Below are 22,948 nucleotides of genomic sequence, written 5' to 3'. Positions count from 1 at the left end.
TAAGGGGAAGAAGCGTTAATAGCACGAACGAAAACAGTCGCCCTATCAACGACACGCGATTTATTTATAATACACCTCACTCCAGCGCAGTTCGTTTTTCAACTGGCGAAGGTTGGTATTCTGATCAATGACGACTAACTCGACACCAAAAATATCGGCGAAGTCCTCGATATGATCCGTCGTGAGGTTTTGGCTGTACACTGTATGGTGAGCGCCCCCGGCTAGTATCCAGGCCGCACAACCCGTCTGCATGTCGGGCATGGGTTTCCACAACGCGCGGGCTACGGGTAATTTTGGCAGTGATTCGGTTACGGCAACAGCCTCTACTTCGTTGACAAGCAGACGGAAGCGATTGCCCATGTCGATCAACGACACATTGATGGCCGGGCCAGCAGGCGCGTTGAACACCAGCCGAACAGGGTCCGCTTTACCGCCAATACCCAGCGGGTGAATTTCACAGCTGGGTTTGTCGGCGGCAATGGATGGGCATATTTCCAGCATGTGCGAACCCAGTACCAGCGGGTTCGACGGATCAAAATGATAGGTGTAATCTTCCATGAACGAATTGCCACCACGAAGACCAGCCGCCATTACTTTCAGTGTACGGACCATAGCCGCCGTTTTCCAGTCGCCTTCGCCCGCAAAGCCATACCCATCGGCCATCAGCCGTTGAGCCGCAATGCCAGGTAGTTGGGTCATACCGTGGAGGTCCTCGAAGGTGTCTGTGAACGCGGAGAAATTACCATCTTTCAGGAAGGCCCGTAAGCCCAGTTCGATCTTTGCCGCGTCCCGCAGCGAGCCGTGCTGAGCCCCGCCACGCAGCAGCGAATCCATGAGCGTGTAGGTATCCGCATATTCGGTCACCAACTGGTCAATCTCCGCGTCGGATATTTGATTGATAACGGCTACCAGATCGCCAATACCGTGGGTATTGACTGACATGCCGAAGGTTATTTCAGCCGCCACCTTATCGCCATCCGTAACGGCTACCTGGCGCATGTTGTCGCCAAAGCGCACCACTTTCATGGTTTTCAGCTCGTAGGCGGCTACCGCTACCCGACTCCAGTCGGCTAGTTTAGCTAGCACATCGTCCTGCTCCCAATAACCAACAACAATCTTTCGATTCAGGCGCATACGGGACATAATGAACCCAAACTCCCGGTCGCCATGGGCCGACTGGTTGAGGTTCATAAAATCCATGTCAATAGAACTCCAGGGAATGTCACGATTGAACTGCGTATGCAGGTGGAGAAGTGGCTTCTTAAGGACAGACAAGCCACGAATCCACATCTTAGCGGGCGAGAACGTATGCATCCAGGTGATAATACCTACACAATTTGGCGCTACATTAGCCTCCTGGCAGAGGGCATAAATCTCATCCGGCGTTTTAACAACGGGTTTATAAACAACCCGCACCGGAATGGTCGGCGACTTATCGAACGATTGTGCAATGATTTGCGAATGGTCCGCTACCTGACGCAACGTCTCTTCGCCGTATAGATGCTGGCTCCCCGTTACGAACCAAATTTCAAATTGTTTCAGATCAAGCATTATTGAAAAATGTATTTTGTATATATCGTCAGTTACCTAAAGCTGACGTTTCATATGGTGTCAGTTTTAAGAATCGCACCGCAGCCGCGGACGGCCGGCGACCCGGCTGACAGCACTACCGTTACTCATTTCCCTTCGATAAAGGCGCCCAGAGCCAGGTATTTTTGATAAAGCACTTCATACGTCGCCACATGCGCTGGCCGGGGGTGGTATTCGGCGTCGAAGCCGGAACCCATAGCTTGCTGAGCCGCTTCCATAGTCGGATGGACACCAGCCGCTACCGAGGCACACATGGCGGCCCCCAGTGCACAGGCCTGATCGGCACTGGCAACCTGAATAGGCTTATTCAATACATCAGCCAGCGTTTGCATAACAAAAGCCGATTTTTTGGCGACTCCGCCAATGGCAATTACCTTTTTGATCGGGACGCCTTCCTCAACAAAACGATCCACGATGCTCCGCGAACCGAAGGCCGTTGCTTCCACGAGCGCTTTGAACACTTTAGCCGCATCGGTACCAAGATTAAGCCCCGAAATGGCTGCTTTGAGCGTGTGATTCGCGTCGGGTGTCCGGCGACCATTGATCCAGTCCAGCGCAATAACATCCGTCGGCGTAACCGGTAATTTAGCGGCCTGCGCCGATAGATGCGGAATCAGCTGACGGCTCATGGTGTCGGCGGCTTCGTGGCCCAGCAGTTCGCGGACGGGTCCTGTAATCAGCCCGGCAAACCACGCATACAGATCGCCAAAGGCCGACTGGCCCGCTTCCAGACCCAGCATCCCCGGAGCCACCGAGCCGTCGACCTGCCCGCAAATGCCCCGAATTAGTCGGTGCCCGATTTCGTCATTGGGAGCCATCAGAATGTCACACGTCGACGTACCAATGATCCGGACAAACGCATATGGTTCAATTTCCGCCCCAATGGCGCCCATGTGTGCATCGAAGGCGCCTACGCCCACAACGACATTCGTGGAAAGGCCCAGCTTTTCCGCCCATTCGGCCGAGAGATTGCCCATGGGTAGGTCCGATGTGTAGGTATCCGTGAACAGATGCTCCCGTAAACCACTGAGTAACGGGTCGAGTCTGGTTAGAAATTCGTCGGATGGTAATCCATTGAATTCATTATGCCAGAGCGCTTTATGGCCAGCCGCACACCGTGACCGGCGAATGGTAAGCGGGTTCGTATTCCCCGTGAGCACGGCTGAAACCCAGTCGCAGTGTTCAACCCAGGAGAAGGCGTGTTGCCGAACGGCTTCGTCTACCCGCAACGTCCGCAGAATCTTGGCCCAAAACCACTCCGACGAGTAAATTCCGCCTACATATTTAGTGTAGTCGACATCCCAGTGGTGCGCCAGGGTATTGATTTCTTCCGCTTCGGCGTTGGCAGTATGGTCTTTCCACAGAATGAACATGCCATTTGGATTCTCGGCGAAATCGGGCCGCAGCGCTAATGGCAGACCTGTTTCGTCTACCGGACCAGGTGTGGAGCCCGTCGTGTCGATGGATATACCGACGACCTGTTTCCGAATCTCGTCGGAAACTCCCGCTAAAGCCCCATTGATCGTTTCGGTCAGCCCTTCCAGGTAGTCGAGCGGGTGCTGCCGAAATTGCGAACTAGCCGGATCGCAGTATAAACCTTGTTTCCAGCGGGTGTATTCATGGACGTGGGTGCCACTTGTTTCGCCGGTTTGGGCGTTGACTACGAGTGCTCTGACGGAGTCGCTGCCAAAATCGATACCGATAACATACGAGTTGTTCATGGCTGGATTAGATTCCTGATGCTGACGAATAGGTTTATCAGATCGGATCATTGAATCGAAAAGGTTTTTGAGAATGGTGTTTAACTGACACAATACTACTGGAAATTTTGACTATTTCCATGACAAAACGTGATTATCTTCTTAAATCTTCAGGAAAGGGTCAGTTCAGGGAAGAAACTAACGTAATCGGTCAGGTATTCCTGGTACTTAATTGTGTTTAACCGATACAGTTGTCCTTTCTTGGTTACCGACGTCGTGTCTTTTTCGCCCGTACCGATCAGCAGATCAGTTGACAGGATTTTCCGACTGAAGTTTCGGCGGTCAAGTTGTCGGATATAGATGGCCTCATACAATTTTTGAAGCTGTGGAATCGTAAATTTTTCGGGCAGGAGTTCAAAACCGATTGCGTGCAGAGCGGCTTTGTAACGCAATCGGCGAAGCGCCTGCTCAACCATCGTGTCATGGTCGAAAATCAGGTTGGGTTTCTCCTCCAGATTGACCCAGGAAGCATTATGGCCCCGGATAGCCTGGATGTCCTGATCCTGAATATTGACCAGAGAGTAATAAACAACCGATATGGTTCGCTCAACTGGATCGCGGGCTACGGCCCCAAACGTCTGCAACTGTTCAAGATAGGTGTTGGTCAGGCCCGTCAGGTCATATAGAATACGCTGGGCCGCCGATTCCAAGTCTTCATTATCATGCAAAAATCCACCCATCAGCGACCACCGGCCCTGTTCGGGTTCCATGTTGCGTTTGATGATCAGTAATTTCAGTTGTTCGCCATCGTACCCAAAGATGATACAGTCCAGGGCAACCAGGATTCGATTGGGATGTGTGTAGTGGATCATTCGCTATTGTTGAAGGAGAGGTGCCTGCTAGCCCATCACGTCAAATAAAGGCAATGAACAGGCCGGAACGATGTACCTGCTAATAGCTATAAATAGTTTAGTCGTAAAACTTACTGATGGCATAAGGCAGAATTTATTTTGTATTAGGCAACCGGGAGGTAACGGCAAGGCCGTACCATTTGGTTAGGTAGACCGTTAAGACACTAGTGTATGCACCCACCTTTTTCGGTCGCGTAGCGATCAAATGTTTGTAAGATCGGCCTTTGTCGCTATTCTTTTGGTCGCGTAGCGATCGAACTCATACGTCGTCCAATTGCTACGCGGCCAAAAAATGAGGAACTGGCCTACTGCACGGGCGGCCCGGAAGCCAGCGCCACTATGCTACAGGCTCCGATTCGGGCTGTCCCAGCGTTACGGGTTGCATTTTCGGGGCCAGCAGGTGCATAACCAGCCAGGCTAACAAATAAGCCGAGCCGCACATCAGAAAAATAATGCCGTAGCCACTCTGCACATCACCAGCTCGTTTATAGCTATCCAGAATCCGACCGACAATTTCGGGGAAAATGATCCCGCCAACCGATCCGGCCATGCTCCCAATCCCTACAACGGAACTAACGGCCCGCTTGGGAAACATGTCGGAAGCTGTCGTGAAGATGTTGGCGCTCCAGGCCTGGTGGGCAGCTCCCGCCAAACCAATCAGCGCTACCGTTGTCCAGATGTCGGGACCGAAGCGAACGGCGATGACCGGAATGACCAAAAGGGCGAAAATGAGCATGGACGTTTTGCGTGCCTTCCAGACGCTCCAGCCCCGGTTAATGAGCGCTGATGATAGGTACCCACCGCCGATGCTGCCAATACTGACCAGCGTGTAAAGTACTGCCAGATATAGATTCGGCTTCTTGGTATCGAGGTGGAAGGTAGTCGAGAAATAATCCTGTAGCCAGAAGAGAAAAAACCACCAGATGGGGTCTGTGAGCATCTTGCCAAAAACGAATGCCCACGTTTGGCGAACACTCAGCAACTCGCCCCAGGATACGGGTTTGCCGTGGTCAGCTACCTCATCAGGTGTGGTTTCGTTGTCGCTGTGTATATAGTCGAATTCGGCTTTGGAGAGTTTGGCCTGCTTGGCGGGTATTTCGTAGGTAATGTACCAGACCACCAGCCAGATAAACCCAACGGCTCCCGTCACAATGAAAGCCATCTGCCAGCCATAAATGCCTAAGATCCAGGGGACGAGAATCGGCGCAACGACCGCGCCGATATTGGCACCCGAATTAAAAATGCCCGTTGCCAACGCCCGTTCCTTTTTCGGAAACCATTCGGCTACTGTTTTGATGGCCGCCGGAAAGTTACCCGCTTCGCCTAATCCCAGCCCTATGCGCGCAAAGATAAAGCCAAGGGTGCTGGTTGCCAGGGCGTGGCCCATAGCCGCTATACTCCAGAAAATAATGGCGATGGAGTAGCCCATTTTGGTGCCGATGCGATCGATGAAGCGACCGAAGACGAGCAGCCCAATGGCATAAGCCGCCGAAAAAACCTGCACAATTCGGCTATAATCCAGCTCCGACCAGGCAAATTCTTTCTCTAAGGTTGGTTTAAGCAAGCCGACCACTTGCCGGTCGAGGTAGTTGATGGTCGTCGCAAAAAAGAGAAGCGCTACGATGGTCCAGCGATAATTTCCGAGGGGTTTGTTCATACGGGCGTCGGTATCAAAGTGGCCACAAGCTTAACCAAAGATGCGATTCGGTCACGTAGAGCATCGGGCGATGCCGCCTGACCGGAAAAGAGTTGAGAGCCTATCCCAACGGCCGTGACGCCCGATCGGAACCAGGCCGACAAGCTATCAATGGTGGGCTCCACACCTCCCGTTACCATTAGTTTCAGGCCGGGCATTGGCCCTTTAATGGCTTTGATGAAATCGGGCCCGACAACATTTCCCGGAAATACTTTAACCAGATCGGCCCCCAGTTGTGTTGCCTGGTAAATCTCATTCAAGGTCGAACCTGCTGGCATCCAGGAGACGCCCCGCGCCCGGCAAACCTCGCCTACTGCAGCCGTGGTAACGGGTTGGACCACAAAGTCAGCGCCCGCATCCAGAAACCGTTCGGCGTCTTCGGGCGTTAGGATCGTACCGATGCCCATGGCCATATCGGGGCAGTTCTGGCGGACATACTGAATTAAGCCCGTGAAAACAGACAGGGCCATCTCGCCCCGGTTCGTAAACTCAAACGCCCGTAACCCACCATCGTAACAAGCCTGGACAATGGCCTGCGCATGAGCCCCGTCGGGATGGTAAAAGACCGGTACAATCGGGTGACTACTAATCAGGTCAAGGATTTTATCGGGAGTGAATGCTGACATAATAAGTTAGGATAATGGGGTTAATGTGTAAATTCTGTTGGTTATATCGGTAACGGATTGGCCGGTGGCGTCCCCTAATTCCTGTAATTTTCCAAAGGCAGCCTCTGCCGCGAACGTGACGACTTGTTGAGGAGGATGCTGGTGATACAGGCCATAGATCAGGCCAGCCATGAAACAATCGCCACTGCCGACCCGATCAACGACCGAATCGGTCAGTAATTCGGGCGAGAGATATTGTTGGCCTTCGGTAAAAAGGGTTGTGTAATAGCGGAGACCCGCAGGGGTCGTATCGAAACGGAACGTGTTCGCTACGACTTTGCAACGCGGGAACTGTTTCTGGATAGCCTCTGAAGTGGCCTGAGCATGGGCTACATAATCGGATTGTTGCCCTTTGGTATGGATCTGTTCATCGACCGGAATCCCCAACAAGGCGTTGGCCGCCCATATATTGCCCATCACCACATCGCAGTACGCCATCAGACCGGGCATAACATCGGTGGGAGCCATGCCATATTGCCAGAGCCGTGCCCGGTGGTTGAGGTCCATCGAAATGGTAATTCCTTTGGCCGAGGCTGCTGCCATCAGCTCCCGACAGGCCGCAGCCACATCAGCGCTTAGGGCGGGGCTAATGGCGCTTACATGTAGCCAGGCCGTATCGGTAAGCACCTCGTTCCAGTCCACTTTACCCGGCGAAAGCTCAGAAAATGATGAATGAGCTCGATCATAAATTACGCCCGCATGTTTGAGGTCAGTCCCTTGTGGCAGGAAATAGCTGCCTATTCGTTGGCCAAATCGAGCGATACCCGATGAGTCGATGCCTTTACTGTTTACATACCCGATGATGTCATCGGCTAGTGTGTTTACGGGTAAAACGGTGCTGTATTTAACCGGAAGACCCCAGTTGGCCAGGGCTGTGGCTACGTTCAATTCGGCGCCACCCACAAAGACCGGCATTACTCCCTGCCGAATCCATTCCCCCTTGGCAACGGGTGAAAAGCGTAGTAATAATTCGCCGAAGCAGGAAATTTTAGTCATAGCTACTAATAGGGCAATGAATGAGCCGGGGATAGGTTGATTAACCGGCTCTGCAAATTCATACAGCAAAGAGTAGTTGTTGCCTGTTTCATACCCATTTTACCCCCTAAAAACTACGAGATTGAGTTTGTAAAGTACGCAACCAGAAGGAACGGGGCATAGAATTGTCTTTTTCGTGGAAATGGCAGTTTGCCCGGCATATATCGAGCTTAGGCTATCCCTTATAAGGGTAAGCAAGCTATTTCTTATAGAGAAGCAATGCACCGTATTTTTTCACGCAAACGTTATCGGGAACGTTGCCGACTTGCCTATTTTTCGTAAATACTTATCGTAGGAGCCATGGACTTGCTGGCTAATCCTGTGAAACAAGGCTACTTTTGCTGATTCATTTTTTGCATTTTCCCCATAAAGCGGAAATACTTAACTGAGTTATCCTGTCGTTCTGCCGATGACGGAGGTGATTTTGCTGTCTGTAGATTCGGCCATAAGATCACCATTTTTATCGTAACGACGCTCCCCATTAGTCAGACCATTCCATTGCATCTAGTAGCCTCCATTATCGTTTATCTGCTTCTGATCGGTTCTGCTTTCTCAACCGATGCAGGCGTTTTGCCAGTCAACCCAACCGTCGCCTGCTTCAACCTGAAAGCGGGTCCTGTAAAGCGCAGCGGCACGAAACCGTTGCGCCAAAAGGCAGCGGTTCGGAAATCCCGTCCAAAAAAACCGGGCAGGAAGCACCCAACGTCGGCAAAAACGCGACGCTCAACGCATTCTGTCAAAAAACGCCACTCTGCCTCACCATCCGCTAAGCCCCTCAGAAAAACTACCGTGCGGACCGTGAGCAAAACGCTGGCCATTATGGGCCGCCGATACGCCACAATCCCCATACTGGATAATCAACTCAGCGGGGCAGTTTATTACCTGGCTTCCGGCCATGGCGGGCCCGATCCGGGGGCCATTGGCAAGTATGGTTCCAAGCGCCTGCCCGAAGACGAGTATGCGTATGATGTCACAATTCGGCTGGCACGCGTGCTCATTCAGCATGGCGCTACGGTCTACATGATCGTGCAGGACCACAATGATGGTATTCGGGATGGGGCCGTGCTGCCCATCGACTACGATGAACGGGCCTACCCAAATCAGGCTATTCCCCTCGATCAAACGACCCGACTTCGGCAAACCACCACGGCGGTCAATCGGCAATTTGCCAGTCATAAAGAACGGTACCAGCGGTTTGTAACCATTCACGTCGACAGCCGAAGCAAAGGGGAGACGATTGACGTCTTTTTTTATCATCATCCCCAGAGCAAAGTTGGGTTGAGGCTAGCCCGGAATATTCATCGGATGTTTCAGGCCAACTACAAACGCTACCGACCGGCGCGGCCTTACATGGGCCGGGTGAGCAGCCGTGGGAGCTTGTATGTGATCAGAAACAGTCAGGCCCCAACCGTTTTTATCGAGTTGGGCAACATTCAGAATCAACTGGATCAACGGCGGTTTCTACTGGCCGAGAATCGCCAGGCGCTGGCCAACTGGCTCTGTCAGGGAATGGTGGTCGATTATAAAAAACGATAATACACCCATCGAATCGTCTTTTTTGACCCTTAATGGTGCTAAATAGTCCCGTTAAATTTACAAATTTTTGAATTGGCCAGCTTGATCTATCAGAACCTTGTGTACTTTTGACACAAAGAAAAAAGGATGGCTATAAATCGGGTAAACTGCCTGCTTACGGCGTTATTGCTGGCGGGTAATCACTGGGTGCAGGCCCAGCAGGCGCACGTCAATCTGGATTGGAATCCTCAGAAAAACACACAGAACCTACTGCCGTTTGGCGCGAATGTTATCTCGCCCGATGTGCACGACGACCATACCATCACCTTTCGGCTCAAAGCTCCTGAGGCAAAGCAGGTGATGCTGACGGGAGGACCGCTATTACTGGCCCTGAACGCCAAAGAGCCAATACCCTTTCAAAAAAATGCCGACGGCCTTTGGTCGGTGACGGTTGGGCCCATCAAACCGGATATTTACGTGTACAAATTCGTGATCGATGGCGTACAGGTCGTTGATCCGAACAATACCCTCACGGGTTTCAATGACCAGCCGGGCTACAGTAACGTGGTCGTTCAGGGCGACGGGCCGGCTTACTACGATGCCAAAGCCGTGCCCCACGGCGCCGTAACGCGCCACATTTATCATTCGGATGTGCTGAATGGCGAACGGGAAATGTACGTGTATACGCCCCCCGGCTATTCATCCAAAAAGAAATACCCCGTCCTCTACCTAATGGGCGGCAGCGGTGAGCTCGCTTCGGGCTGGAGCCTCGACGGGCGGGCCAATTTCATTGCGGATAACCTCCTGGCCGAGGGTAAAATGGTGCCTATGCTGATTGCAATGCCCAACAACCAGGTCGTCCACCGCAGTGATCCGGCGCATGCCGAAAAGACGTTCAAACTGTTGGAAGACGAACTGAAAAAACAGATCGTACCTTTCATGGACAAAACCTACAGCACCCGGGCCGACCGCACCGGCCGTGCGTTGTCAGGCTTGTCGATGGGTGGACGGCATACGCAGCTGGTCGGCCTCACGAATCTGGACATGTTCAGTTCGTTTGCCATTTTGAGTGCGGGTGATCTGGAAACCGAAAACGTAAGTGCTGCCTTTCTAAACGACCCCAAAGCGAATCAGAAAGTTGATTATTTATTGGTCGGGCAGGGGACGGGCGAAGTAGAAACGATTGGCAAACGGGCCGTTGCTCTGCACGAAGCTCTTCAGAAGCACAACATCAGGCACGATTATTATGTCGGGGGCGAGGGTGCTCATGACTGGGGTACCTGGCGTCATCTACTGTATTACAGGCTCCTGCCAAATCTATGGCGTAACAAGTAGTTCGTCGATGGCGCGAGGCTCCAGCCTCGTGCCGACTATTACCCGGCCTCCGGCCGGTTTGAACAAAATTGCAAATAACAAAACAGTAACTACAGACCGGCCGGAGGCCGGGTAATAATTGGCACGAGGCTGGAGCCTCGCGCCATCGGCGGCCAAAGGCGGTGCCTTGCGCCATAGCTACAGTTCAATTCCTTAATCCTTTTTTCTTATGAAAAGACTCAACCCAATTCTCAAATCCGGCATTCGTAGCTTCGGGCTCGCTCTAGGCGCATCAATGGCTCTGTCGGGCGCTATGGCCCAAATGCCGCAGCGGACACCCACGCCTAACGACACGCTGAAGTCGCCTAAAGTAATGGCCGATAATCGGGTGGCTATTCAGATCTATGCCCCTAAAGCTACGGAGGTAACCGTCGGGGGCGATTTCTCGTCGACTTACAAACCCATTAGTCTCGTCAAAAATGAGCAGGGCGTCTGGTCGACGGTACTCGGCCCACTTCGGCCGGATTATTACACCTATACCCTGATGGTTGATGGCGTACGGACGATGGATCCGAAGAATCCGGTCATCAAGCAGGGTATCAGCAGTTTGGAAAATGTGATGGCCGTGCCCGGTGCCGAAACTGCTTTCGAGGACAACCGGGCTGTGCCCCATGGCCAGGTCAGAGAGGTCTGGTACTCGTCGGGTTCGCTGAATATGATGCGCCGAATGCACGTGTATACCCCCCCTGGCTACGAGCAGGGAAATGGAAAATACCCAGTCTTCTATTTGCTGCACGGAGCAGGCGACGATGATTCGGGCTGGAACACCGTTGGCCGGGCTGGCTTTATCCTGGATAATTTACTGGCCGCCGGACAGGCTAAACCCATGATCGTGGTGATGCCTAATGGCAGCATGCCGATGCCACCCGCAACGGGACAGGCCAACCCCATGCAGGGATTGAGTACCATGCGCGATATGTTTGCCAATGAATTCCTAAAAGACGTCATGCCCTATGTCGAGAAGACGTATCGCACGTTGCCAAATCGGGAAAACCGGGCATTGGCGGGTTTGTCGATGGGTGGATTTCAGACACTGGACGTGAGCCTGACCCGTCCCGACTTATTCAATTATGTTGGCGTGTTCAGCTCAGGCTTTTTTGGCCCGTCGATCGACGAAGCGGAGACTAAATATAGCAAAGCTCTGAACGACGCTTCCTTCAACAAAAACAAGAAACTGTTTTGGGTGGAGATTGGGAAAGATGATTTTGTGATGGATGCCAACAAGAAAACGCTGGCCCTCCTCGACAAGCACAAGATCAAATACCAGTATAAAGAAACCACTGGCGGCCATACCTGGATCAACTGGCGGCAGTATCTTAATGAGTATGTCCCCCAGTTATTCAAATAAGACAACCCTACTACGGCTCTGAAGAAGCGATTCATTTTTATGAAAGGAACGGTATTGGTATTGCTGCTAAGCCTGATCGGCGCTCCCATTCTGTCGGTCGGGGCTAAAGTCGATTCGCTGGATATTCCCTCGGCCGTTATGCAAAAGAACTTGCGGGCGGCTGTTGTCTTGCCAAACGCGTACGCAAAAGGCAAGGCGACCTATCCCGTATTGTATCTGTTGCACGGGGGAGGAGGGCGGTTCAGCGACTGGCTATCGAAAACGCCTGACAAACAGTTGTTGCAGAAGCTGTCCGATCAATATAACCTCATTATTGTAACACCGGAAGGCGAAACATTGAGCGGTTATCTGGACAGTCCCATTCAGAAAGACAACCAGTTTGAAACATACATTACAAAAGAGGTAATCGAAAAAATTGACAACACATACCGTACCATCAAGGACCGCAAAGGGCGGGTAATTAGCGGCTTAAGTATGGGCGGCCACGGGGCTTTATACCTTTCGGCGCGCCATCCGGACTTGTATTGTGCGGCCGGTAGCATGAGTGGGGCCGTCGATCTGGATCGGAAAAATTGGAAACTGACGCCCGAATTTGCCAAACAGATTACCCCGCAATTCGAACGGATCCTGGGTCCGGCCGGGGCTACTCCCGATTTGTACGCGGCTAATTCGGTGGTGAACATGGTCGATAAGATCAAAGCCAATGGCCTTAAGATCATTATCGATTGTGGGGTGGACGATTTCCTGATCGAGCCCAATCGGGAGCTACATCGGCGGCTCGTTTACAACCAGACGCCCCACGACTATACCGAACATCCGGGCGGGCACACCTGGGATTACTGGGAGAATTAACTGCCCTCTCATCTGCTGTTTTTTCATAAAATCCTGAAGGAGAATGGGAGTGCCATGCCTTGATAAGACCCTAGTTTTGAGACTCGATTAGCTCGTTATTCTATGAAACAAGTCATTTCTCTTTTCCTGATAAACCTCTCTTTATCTGTTGTTGGGCAATCGCTCGTTGTAAAGACTGACAACGGACGCATTGAGGGAACGGCTAATAAATCGGGCGACATACGGATTTATAAAGGCATCCCGTTTGCGGCTCCGCCGGTTGGAAATCTGCGGTGGAAAGCCCCGCAACCGGTCACCAGCTGGCGTGACATTCGGAAATGCCAGGCATACGGGCCTAGCCCCATGCAGGCGAAACCGGCACCCTTCATGTACTGGTCGTCGGAGTTTCTGATTCCCGAACAGCCTATCAGTGAAGATTGCCTGTACCTGAATGTGTGGACGGGGGCAAAATCGGCTGCCGAAAAACGTCCGGTGATCGTCTTCATTCCCGGCGGTGGTTTCCGAAGCGGGGGAGGAGCCTGCCCAATTTACGACGGGGAATCGATGGCGAAAAAAGGCGTCGTATTTGTCAACATCAACTACCGGCTTGGCGTGTTTGGTTTTCTGGCTCACCCCGAACTGTCGGCTGAGTCGGGGCATCACGCATCGGGTAATTACGCTTTGCTCGATATGATTGCCGCGTTGCAATGGGTACGGAAAAACATAGCCGCGTTGGGTGGCGATCCCAACAACGTCACCATCGCCGGGCAATCGGCGGGTGCGTTTGCGGTCAATTTCCTGACAGCATCACCCCTCGCCAAAGGACTTTTTCAGAAGGCAATTGCCGAGAGTGGCGGTAGTTTTGTGACCAGTCCTATCCGGCCCAACCTGACGTTGCAAGGCGCCGAGCAACAGGGTGTATCATTTGCCAAATCGTTGAATGCGAGTTCACTGGCCGAACTTCGGGCGTTATCCGCCGATGCCATTCAGCAGGCGAAAGGGGGGCTGAGTTCGCCCATTGTCGATGGGTACGTTACGCCCGAGCCGATTATGAACATCTACGCGAAGGCCCGCCAGAGTGACGTTCCGCTTATTGTTGGCTGGAACAAGGATGACAAAATTATGGGACCTCCCATCGGCGCCGAAGCCTTTCGGGAACAGGTAAAAAAGCGGTTCGGAGATAAACATGACGCCTTTCTGTCGGTATATCCGGCTCAGAACGATGCCGAAGCAGCCCAGGCGCAGGGAAATAGCAACCGGGACGAATCGTTTGGTATTCAGGATTACACCTGGGCCAACATGCAGGCCAAAACGGGTAAAGCACCCGTCTATATGTATAATTTTAACCGTCAGGTACCGGCCGCCACAGCAGCATCTCAATTTGGCGCGTTTCATTCCGGTGAAATCGTGTATGCCTATAATAACCTGCATACGCTCCACCGCCCCTGGGAGCCCGTTGACCAGCACATTGCCGATGTGATGTCGTCCTACTGGGTCAATTTTGCCAAAACCGGTAATCCAAATGGGGGGAGTTTACCCAACTGGCCAGTGTATACGCCAGCCGCTGAACGGGTTATGATCATTGATAAAACCATCGATAGCGCACCCTTGCCAACAAAGTCCCAGCTTGCCTTCTGGGAAACCTATTATGGAGTTAACAAGTAAGTAAATCAGCAGCGCCGAATCACTGCCGTAAACAGACAGGGATTTAATCCTCTTACTAACCTAAGAAAATGAAGAAACAACGTATTTGTATCGGTTTGCTGAGTTTATTCTCGGCCTCCGTTGCGTTTGGTCAGAACTGGACCGAAGCCAAACTGGGTAACTGGACGAAGGTGACCAACAAAGGAGGCAAAACACTGGGTTACTCGACCACTTCGGGGGTGAAATTGATTACGGAAAAAGGCTTTGCCTTCAAAGACCTGAACAAGAACGGTAAACTGGATAAATACGAAGACTGGCGCTTATCTGTCGATATTCGGGCCAAAGACCTGGCCTCGAAATTGACCGTTGAGCAGATTGCCGGACTGATGCTGTACAGCAAACACCAGCCCATTCCGGCTGCAGCCGGTGGCCCGTTTGCGGGGACCTACAACGGAAAAATATTCGCCCAAAGTGGCGCGAAGGTGGCTGATCTATCGGATCAACAGAACGAATTTTTAACCAAGGATAACCTGCGGCATGTCCTGATCACATCGGTGCAAAGTCCCGAGGCTGCCGCCGAGTGGAACAACAACGCCCAGGCGCTGGTCGAAGGGCTTGGCCTGGGTATTCCCATCAACAGCAGTTCCGATCCCCGGCATGGTACCCGTGCCGACGCTGAGTTCAACGCCGGAGCGGGCGGTGCCATTTCCATGTGGCCCGGCTCGCTGGGGCTGGCCGCAACGTTCAACCCTGAGCTAGTACAGCGATTTGGCCAAATTGCCGCTACTGAATACCGGGCGCTGGGTATCGCCACGGCGCTTTCTCCGCAAGTCGATCTGGCAACGGACCCCCGCTGGAACCGCGTTAGCGGCACATTTGGCGAAGACCCCAAACTGGCCACCGATATGGCGCGGGCGTATATCGACGGTTTTCAAACCTCAACGGGCGCGAACGAGATTACGGGCGGCTGGGGCTACCACAGCGTGAACGCGATGGTGAAGCACTGGCCGGGCGGTGGCTCAGGGGAGGGTGGCCGCGATGCACACTACGGCTACGGCAAGTATGCCGTTTATCCGGGTAAGAATTTTGAGGCTCATTTTCAACCCTTCCTCAACGGGGCTTTCAAGCTAAAAGGAAAAACGGGAATGGCATCGGCCGTCATGCCTTACTACACGATCTCATTCGATCAGGATAAAAAGTATGGGGAGAACGTGGGCAATAGCTACAATAAATACATTATCCACGATCTGTTGCGGACTAAATACAAGTACGATGGTGTGGTGTGCACGGACTGGCTGATTACAGCCGATGAAACCGCCGTCGATGTGTTTCTGACGGGTAAATCCTGGGGTGTCGAGAAGCTAACGGTGGCGCAGCGGCACTACAAGATTCTCATGAATGGGGTCGACCAGTTTGGGGGTAATAATGAAGCCAGGCCCGTGATTGATGCCTATCAAATGGGCGTTAAAGAGCATGGCGTCGCCTTCATGCGCAACCGGTTTGAGCAATCGGCCGTTCGGTTGTTGAAGAACATCTTCCGGGTGGGGCTCTTTGAAAATCCGTATTTGGATCCGCAGGTGTCGCAGCAGTCGGTGGGTACTGCCGAGTTCATGAAAGCGGGCTACCAGGCGCAGCTTGAATCGGTGGTGATGCTGAAGAACAGAGAAAAGGCGCTGCCGCTGACAAAAGGCAAGACCGTTTATATTCCTAAACGATTTACACCGGCGGGCCGCAACTTCCTGGGCATGCAGATTCCCGAGAAGCTGGATTACCCGGTCAATCTGGCCGTTGTTAAAAAATACTTTACCGTGACCGACAATCCTGCCGAGGCAGATTATGCGCTGGTGTTCATTCAGAGCCCTAATTCGGGCGGGGGCTACGACTCCGACGATGCCAAAGCAGGAGGCACGGGCTACGTGCCGGTTAGTCTGCAATATGGGAATTATACGGCTCAGGGTAGCCGCGACCCGAGTATTGCCGGTGGCGATCCGCTGGAAAAATTCACGAACCGGACCTACAATGGTAAAACGGCCAAGACCATTAATGCTTCTGATTTGGGTATGGTCACCGAAGCCCACGCCAAAATGAAGGGTAAGCCCGTGATCGTATCCTTGCTGGTATCGAACCCCACGGTTGTTCGCGAATTTGAGGCCCAGTCGAACGCTATTCTGGCTCATTTTGGCGTTCAGGATCAGGCGTTGATGGACATTCTGACCGGTGCCCATGAGCCTTCGGCGCTGCTGCCCATGCAGTTTCCGGCCGACATGAAAACCGTTGAAGCACAAGCCGAAGACGTTCCCCGGGACATGACTCCTTACAAAGATGCACTAGGGAACGTGTATGATTTTGGCTTTGGTCTGAACTGGAAGGGTGTCATCAACGATGCCCGGACAGCCACATATAAAAAGCCGGGGCAGTAGGGGTTCCTGTTTCCACGATCCGTGAGGACAATCAAAAGTTGATCACTACTGCACTAAAACAAGGCACCGACTCAAACCTGAATCGGTGCCTTGTCCTTTCAACATAAATCAATTATTTACTTTAGAATAGGCTCCAGGGCGGCCCGGTTTTCGTTGAGCCAATCGTGGATGTCCGTCACGATTTCGCGGATGCCCAACTCGGGTTTCCAACCCGTTAGGTTCGTGACGTTGGTGTTGTCGGTAATATAGAGCCGGATATCGGCGGCCCGGTTCTCGGCGACCTGCGTGATTGGAATCGTTTTGCCCGTTACTTCCTGGCAAATTTTGGTCAGTTCCTGCAACGAAGCGCTGCTCTGCTGACCACCACCGGCGTTCAGGATCTGGCCATTGACGGCATCCAGATGGTGCAGTTCCCAGTCGATCAACCGGTAGAGGTCCGCAATATGGAGCATATCGCGGGTTTGTTTTCCGGTGCCACCATAACCGATATACGCCAGCTTCTGCTCGAAAAAGTGCTTGGCGATCCAGAGCACCATAACGCCCTGGTCGACCTTACCCATTTGCCAGGGACCGGTGATGACGCCACAACGATTGATGACCGTTTTGAGTCCATAAAACTCGTTGTACTCCTGAATCAGCAGTTCGGACGCCAGCTTCGTGGTACCATACAGAGACCGGGCACCGTCGAGCGGGAAATTCTCCGCAATCCCTTTTGATGATACGCCGGGTACGGGTTGGTTGTCGGTCAACACAAAACGGGTATCGGCTTCCTCGAAATTTAGGGTTTCGATGGTCTTGATGGGATACACGCGGCTCGTCGACAGAAAGATGAAGTTGGCTTTGTGCTTCAGCGCATAGTTGAGGCAATTGACGGTGCCGAATAGATTCGTATTGATCAGGTAATCGGGCGTACCATCCAGACCAGCCAGTACCGATGGCTCAGCCGAAGCCTCGATCACCGTGTCTACAGCGGGTAAGGCGTCAAAATCTTCCTTATTCCGGATGTCGCCATGCAGAAACTCGATGCCAGCGGCTTTCAGGCGGGCCAGACTTAACTCCGATCCCCGTCGTTTAAGATTATCGAGCGCAAAAATTTCATACTGCGGGTAATTCTGCTTCAGCGAGATCGCCAGCGATGAGCCCACAAACCCGGCTCCACCTGTGATGAGTAGCTTCATAATTGAATGACCGAAGGATAGATTGATTGAAGGATTGAATAGCTGGCGCGAATACCTATTCAATCAATCTATCATTCAAAATTAAGTTGTAATACGTTTGAGTTGGACGTTTTCGACAGGGCGGATTACCAGCGGTACTTTTTCGACCTTCACCGAACTGCTATCGAGGCCGAACCACCGATCTTCGGGTGTGGTGAATCCTTTTATGGTAAAATATAGGTTCATGATGAACCGTTCGCGGGCGGGCAATTCGTTTTCAAACGACAGGAATTTCTCCAGAACCACGAACCGGAAATCGCCGATAACATTCTGGCGGCTAAGGGATTCGTAGCGGCTGGTAATATCTACTTCTTTGTTCTTAACCATGTCTTCGATCACCTTACGGAAGAACAGGTTGATGCGTTGTTCAACCCGGAAGCCCAGTTTAAAGGTTACTTTGTAGGCGTCGTCCGGGGCAATGGTGTTTACTTTATACTCCATCGTATACGGATCATCCGTTGTATCGACGTGAACAAACCAGTAGATGTCCGCACGTTTTGGCCGCTTCTGGAAGATCGAGTAAATAATTTTCGATTCGATCTCCGACTGCCGGGCGGCATTGCTCATGAATACGATGTGCGTGGCGTATTTAGGAATACTGATGTCCCGACTCAGCTCTTTGATCGCCTGTGTATATTGGTCGATGCGGACATATTCGGTCAAACGAAGTTTGATCTGGAAGGCCTGTAGCCAGATGTACATCACTCCGGCAATTGTTGAACCAATCAGTACAGAAACCCAGCCGCCATGCGGGAATTTGATGAGGTTGGCGACCAGAAAAGACCCTTCGATGCCCAGATAAACGGTCAGGAACAATACCACCCACCACGCCTGGTACTTGTGGGTATACAGGTAATAGGACATGAGCAAGGTGGTCATCAGCATGGTCAGCGTAATGGCAAGGCCATAGGCTGCTTCCATATTCGATGACTCGCGAAAGTAAAGAACCACCCCCACGCAACCCGCCCAAAGAAGCATGTTCACGCTGGGAACATAAAGCTGGCCTTTCTGAACACTTGGATACCGCAGCTGAACTTTGGGCCAGAAATTAAGGCGTATAGCCTCACTGATGAGCGTAAACGAACCACTGATGAGTGCCTGGCTGGCAATAACAGTGGCCGCCGTTGCAATGACAATACCGATGGTCAGGAACCAGGGGGGCATTACTTCATAAAAAGGAATGCGATCTTTCAGCACTTGCCCCTGAATGCCCAGGAGCCATGCTCCCTGGCCAAAGTAATTGAGGACCAGACACGATTTTACAAATATCCAGCTAACCCGGATGTTTGACCGGCCGCAGTGACCCATGTCGGAATAGAGAGCTTCGGCTCCCGTCGTACAGAGGAAAACGGAGCCCAGGAGCCAGAAACCGCCTGGGTATTCAACGAGTAACCACCAGGCGTAATAGGGATTGATAGCTGCCAGAACGCCCGGTGCCTGAGCGATCTGGATAGCGCCGAGCGTACCAAGCATCACGAACCATACGAGCATGATCGGCCCAAAAGCCGTTCCGACCACATTTGTACCAAACGCCTGAATCAGGAACAGAATGGTCAAAATCGCGATCACAATCTCAATAATTTCGGTGGGGGTGATGGCCGGATAAAGCAGACGCAACCCTTCTACCGCCGACGAAACCGAAATAGGGGGCGTAATGATCCCATCGGCCAGCAGCGCCGACCCCCCAATAATGGCCGGGAGAGTAAGCCAGCGGGCATGCCGTCTGACCAGTGCATACAGCGCAAAGATGCCTCCTTCACCCCGGTTATCGGCCCGCAAGATCAGAATGACATATTTGACGGTTGTTTGCAGGGTGAGCGTCCAGAGAACGCAGGAGAGGGCGCCACGAACAACATCAGGTCGAATAACATTTTCGGCTCCAATAATTGCCCGGAGCGTATACAGGGGCGATGTACCAATATCACCGTAAATGATGCCCATGGCCACTAACAGACCGGCAGCCGTAACAGTGTCTATATGTTTCTTATCTTCCATAAAATAGGCTAGCGCCTTCTTGTCTTACGAGCGGGTAGCGAGTCAAAACGGCGCAAAGATAACCGATGTTTACACCGTTTTGACGAGTAATGGGTTGAAAGTTACGCTCAATCGAGCCGTATAAAGATAGATACCTGGCTGTTTAGACGTATTCTTTACAGGAAAGGGGACACTCACAGCAATACAGGCCTGAAAATCAACAGAAAACGGAGGTTTTTATGTGGTATATATCAATTAAAGAAAATAGCGACAAATGCCATTTTCTTTACATGGGGCGCTTTTACTAGCGCCATAGAACCCATAAAAATAATTGAAAAGGCAGCCGAAGTAACCTTAGATTGATAAAACTAAAACCAGCTTTAAATCGTAAGTATGTATATAGTTTTAGTGCGGATTTTTTGGTTCTGTTTAATTAGGTGTGTTTTGCAGATGGCCCGTTAGCTTAACGGGCCATCTCTTTTTGAATAAATAAATAGTATACGGATAACTGCATATGTAAAGGAAATAAATTACCTTCGCTTCATAGAGTAGATATGCTATTAGCTAGTCGATTCTACAGCTTCCACACCCATGAACGATAGTCAGTTTTATCAACTGATCGATAACTTAAGCCAATTAACTGCTTATACAATTGGACGAAGTGTCGATAATCAACTGGTTCTTCCCCAGAGTAAAATTAGTGGGCATCACGCCCGGCTAATCCAATGCACCTCCACGAGCTTCATCGTTGAAGACCTTTCCAGTAAAAACGGCACGTTTGTCAATGAGGTGCGTATTACGCGTAAAGTAGTTGACCAAAAAGACACGCTCCGGCTTGCCGATACGCTCATTACCGTCGAAGAACTTTTGGCTCAGCTACCGGTTGCGCCCGCTAGCTCGACAGTAGAGGCAGCACCAGCAACGCCCCAAAAAATCCCCCAGGCAGAAGCTAATCCGCTGGATTTTACCAGCGCCTTCGCCGACCTGCAACAGGTTTATGTGCAATACCCGATACTTAGAAAAGACTGCCGTAATCGGGAGAAAATGATTCGGACGGGTAGCGTTATTCTTTCATCAATCGTTGGGATTAGCTCAGTTCTGTCAACGGGAGGAGCCGCTTTGCCACTGCTTCACATTATGTCTGGAGCCGGCCTGAGTATGCTGGTTCCCACGTTGTGCTCGACGCTGCTGTCGACCGAAGAGAAACTGGAAGTCATCGATAAAGAATACCGTGAGAAATATCGGTGCCCTAACCCGGCCTGTCGTGACCCATTTGGGAATCGGGAGTGGGAACTGCTCGTCCAGCAAAAGAGCTGCCGACGCTGTCAGGCTATCTGGGTCAACTAAAAAAGTTTTCTCCAGGTCACTTACCTTTTTCGGGCAATCCCTATCCATACACATCAATCAAGATTTAATCTTATTCAGCCATGTCGCAACTTGCCAACCAGTCCGATTTGCTAACCGATACCTATTCCATGACACCATCAACGTCTTCCTCTTCTAAATCTGACGCAAACACTAGTCAGAAAAAAGTACTAGGCATTGCTGCCGCCACCATGTTGTTAGGCGGAGCTGCCTGGGCCGTTTCTCATAAAATAAAAGAACAGGGGAAAGAACACGGTGATTCGTCTACTGAATCAGATACATCAACCACTACATCTACTGTGGTACTACCCGATGATGTTGACGTAGCTGGAAAGGTGACCGACAATATGACGTTTGAGCAGGCATTTACGGCGGCCCGCCAGGAAGTAGGTATGGGTGGCGTATTTAGCTGGCATGGTCACTGGTACAATACCTTCGAGAAAGAAGAATGGAATAGTTTGTCGCTCGAGCAACGTCAGGAGTATACCGAGAACATTACGGGCGAGAAATTACCGGTTAAGCCATACGGATTACCGGTGCATCGTGAGCAGGTTGCTGCTGGGCCAACAGCTGAAGCAGAGCCAACGATTATTGAAGGCTACCTCAATGGGCAACGGGTAATGGGTCTGGATTTCGATCAGGATGGCGTAATTGACACAATCGTACTGGATGGCGCAGATGGCTACACCTACCGCGTCGTCGATGCCCGTGGCGACGATGGCCTCGATACGCTCTATCGCTATGACTCGCTTAGTGGTGAATTGGTAGAAGCTGAGCGAATCGTCGAACCATTTGTTCTGTCCAATGATGATTTCAATCAGGGCCTCGAAGCGAGTATGTCGAAAGAGGTCGTGGATTCAATTCTTGAGCCAGATGCCGATGCCCCCGTCGAAACACCTGCCCCTGACGCCATAGAAACGCCCGATGTACATGGTTTTCGTGATCACGAAATGGATGAGTACAGAGCCAGTGAGAGTGAGTACCTCGCTGATTCCCATGAGGCCGATGATACCTATGTCAATAATGGGGATGTACGTGACATGGACGAATAGGAAACATGGCCGGATTTAAAACAACGCTTATTAGCTGCCAGCAATGTGGCCGACGAATCATGGTGCGTGCTGCCGATGCCGAACGCGGATCCATTATCTGTTCGCATGTTGGCTGCGGGGCCATGAATGTATTACCGACAGCGTTTCATTACGATGAAGCTATTGTGCAGGGCCTACCTTCATTTGGCCAACTGACGCATCTGGGCGAATCCGGAGCGACCTATCTGCTTCGGTTTGGCAGCAACGTAATCGGTACATCCGAAGTGAATACGATTCGGGTAGATCGGTTTGTCCACAATGGTCGCTGCTTCATTAGTCGTCGGCACTGTACGTTGACGATTACCTTCGATAAATGGGCGGGCCAGCTTCGGTATCACCTTCAGGACGGTGCTCCTGAGCCGGGTTCTCCATCGTATCAACCCAGCCTGAACGGGACAAGGGTTGACGGTACTCCGTTGCTGAAGACAGAAATTGTTGATGTTAACGATCAGTCAATTATTACCCTGGGTGGCCTGGATCGATTTCGTCTGACGCATTTTTCAATACCCTCCGCGATGCTCGAAACCTATAAGGTTTCATTGGATTATAACCCCGACCGCACCGAATAACGT

Annotated in this window: 16 protein-coding genes and 1 pseudogene; 9 read left to right on the top strand and 8 right to left on the bottom strand. The window is 51.7% G+C overall.

The genetic code is table 11. The annotated features are described in order from the left end of the window. Window positions 1–60: 60 nt before the first annotated feature. The 6 genes from araA to ACYVAM_RS03410 form a co-directional block, all read right to left on the bottom strand. On the bottom strand, window positions 61–1,551 hold the full coding sequence (gene araA / locus ACYVAM_RS03435; protein WP_461063920.1) for an L-arabinose isomerase: 1,491 nt from the start codon (window positions 1,549–1,551) through the stop codon (window positions 61–63). Window positions 1,552–1,676: 125 nt separating this feature from the next. Further along, a complete protein-coding gene (locus ACYVAM_RS03430; protein WP_461064223.1) occupies window positions 1,677–3,311 on the bottom strand; it encodes a ribulokinase in 1,635 nt (544 codons plus the stop codon). 149 nt (window positions 3,312–3,460) lie between these two features. Then, on the bottom strand, window positions 3,461–4,162 hold the full coding sequence (locus ACYVAM_RS03425; RefSeq protein WP_461063918.1) for an NUDIX hydrolase: 702 nt from the start codon (window positions 4,160–4,162) through the stop codon (window positions 3,461–3,463). A gap of 376 nt (window positions 4,163–4,538) precedes the next feature. Beyond that, window positions 4,539–5,858, bottom strand: a complete 1,320-nt coding sequence (locus tag ACYVAM_RS03420) for an MFS transporter (RefSeq protein ID WP_461063916.1) — start codon at window positions 5,856–5,858, stop codon at window positions 4,539–4,541. Beyond that, window positions 5,855–6,523: a beta/alpha barrel domain-containing protein gene (locus ACYVAM_RS03415; RefSeq protein ID WP_461063914.1), complete on the bottom strand. Its 669-nt coding sequence runs from the start codon at window positions 6,521–6,523 to the stop codon at window positions 5,855–5,857. The genes ACYVAM_RS03420 and ACYVAM_RS03415 overlap by 4 nt, the downstream gene beginning before the upstream one ends. A 6-nt stretch (window positions 6,524–6,529) precedes the next feature. Further along, window positions 6,530–7,558: a sugar kinase gene (locus ACYVAM_RS03410; RefSeq protein ID WP_461063912.1), complete on the bottom strand. Its 1,029-nt coding sequence runs from the start codon at window positions 7,556–7,558 to the stop codon at window positions 6,530–6,532. A gap of 537 nt (window positions 7,559–8,095) precedes the next feature. On the opposite strand from ACYVAM_RS03410, the gene ACYVAM_RS03405 reads away from it, so the two are divergent. The 6 genes and pseudogenes from ACYVAM_RS03405 (at window position 8,096) to ACYVAM_RS03380 (ending at window position 16,729) form a co-directional block, all read left to right on the top strand. Beyond that, window positions 8,096–9,133, top strand: a complete 1,038-nt coding sequence (locus ACYVAM_RS03405; RefSeq protein WP_461063910.1) for an N-acetylmuramoyl-L-alanine amidase family protein — start codon at window positions 8,096–8,098, stop codon at window positions 9,131–9,133. A 126-nt stretch (window positions 9,134–9,259) separates the two neighbouring features. Further along, window positions 9,260–10,447, top strand: a complete 1,188-nt coding sequence (locus ACYVAM_RS03400) for an esterase (protein WP_461063908.1) — start codon at window positions 9,260–9,262, stop codon at window positions 10,445–10,447. A 274-nt stretch (window positions 10,448–10,721) separates the two neighbouring features. Then, window positions 10,722–11,834: an esterase gene (locus ACYVAM_RS03395; protein ID WP_046579626.1), complete on the top strand. Its 1,113-nt coding sequence runs from the start codon at window positions 10,722–10,724 to the stop codon at window positions 11,832–11,834. 39 nt (window positions 11,835–11,873) lie between these two features. Beyond that, a pseudogene (locus tag ACYVAM_RS03390) lies at window positions 11,874–12,683 on the top strand (alpha/beta hydrolase); the annotation flags it as partial. A 105-nt stretch (window positions 12,684–12,788) separates the two neighbouring features. Then, a complete protein-coding gene (locus tag ACYVAM_RS03385) occupies window positions 12,789–14,330 on the top strand; it encodes a carboxylesterase/lipase family protein (protein ID WP_461063906.1) in 1,542 nt (513 codons plus the stop codon). Between the two features lie 68 nt (window positions 14,331–14,398). Beyond that, the gene (locus ACYVAM_RS03380; protein WP_461063904.1) at window positions 14,399–16,729 is read left to right on the top strand and encodes a glycoside hydrolase family 3 protein; all 2,331 of its coding nucleotides are present in this window, start codon (window positions 14,399–14,401) and stop codon (window positions 16,727–16,729) included. 116 nt (window positions 16,730–16,845) lie between these two features. Here the strand turns inward: ACYVAM_RS03380 and ACYVAM_RS03375 are convergent, their stop codons facing one another. Further along, window positions 16,846–17,907 (bottom strand): NAD-dependent epimerase/dehydratase family protein, encoded by a 1,062-nt coding sequence (locus ACYVAM_RS03375; protein WP_461063902.1) that lies wholly within the window; start codon window positions 17,905–17,907, stop codon window positions 16,846–16,848. Window positions 17,908–17,988: 81 nt separating this feature from the next. Beyond that, window positions 17,989–19,941, bottom strand: a complete 1,953-nt coding sequence (locus ACYVAM_RS03370; protein ID WP_461063900.1) for a KUP/HAK/KT family potassium transporter — start codon at window positions 19,939–19,941, stop codon at window positions 17,989–17,991. A 570-nt stretch (window positions 19,942–20,511) separates the two neighbouring features. Between ACYVAM_RS03370 and ACYVAM_RS03365 the strand changes: the two genes are divergently transcribed. The 3 genes from ACYVAM_RS03365 (at window position 20,512) to ACYVAM_RS03355 (ending at window position 22,945) form a co-directional block, all read left to right on the top strand. After that, on the top strand, window positions 20,512–21,267 hold the full coding sequence (locus ACYVAM_RS03365) for an FHA domain-containing protein (RefSeq protein WP_461063898.1): 756 nt from the start codon (window positions 20,512–20,514) through the stop codon (window positions 21,265–21,267). Between the two features lie 80 nt (window positions 21,268–21,347). After that, window positions 21,348–22,337 carry a hypothetical protein gene (locus ACYVAM_RS03360; protein ID WP_461063896.1) on the top strand — a complete coding sequence of 330 codons (990 nt, stop codon included), beginning with the start codon at window positions 21,348–21,350 and terminating at the stop codon, window positions 22,335–22,337. 5 nt (window positions 22,338–22,342) lie between these two features. After that, a complete protein-coding gene (locus ACYVAM_RS03355; RefSeq protein WP_461063894.1) occupies window positions 22,343–22,945 on the top strand; it encodes an FHA domain-containing protein in 603 nt (200 codons plus the stop codon). Window positions 22,946–22,948 lie beyond the last annotated feature (3 nt).

The organism is Spirosoma horti (assembly GCF_054776595.1).
The sequence above is the reverse complement of the archived record's forward strand: the minus strand, read 5'-3'. Positions and strand labels throughout refer to the sequence as shown.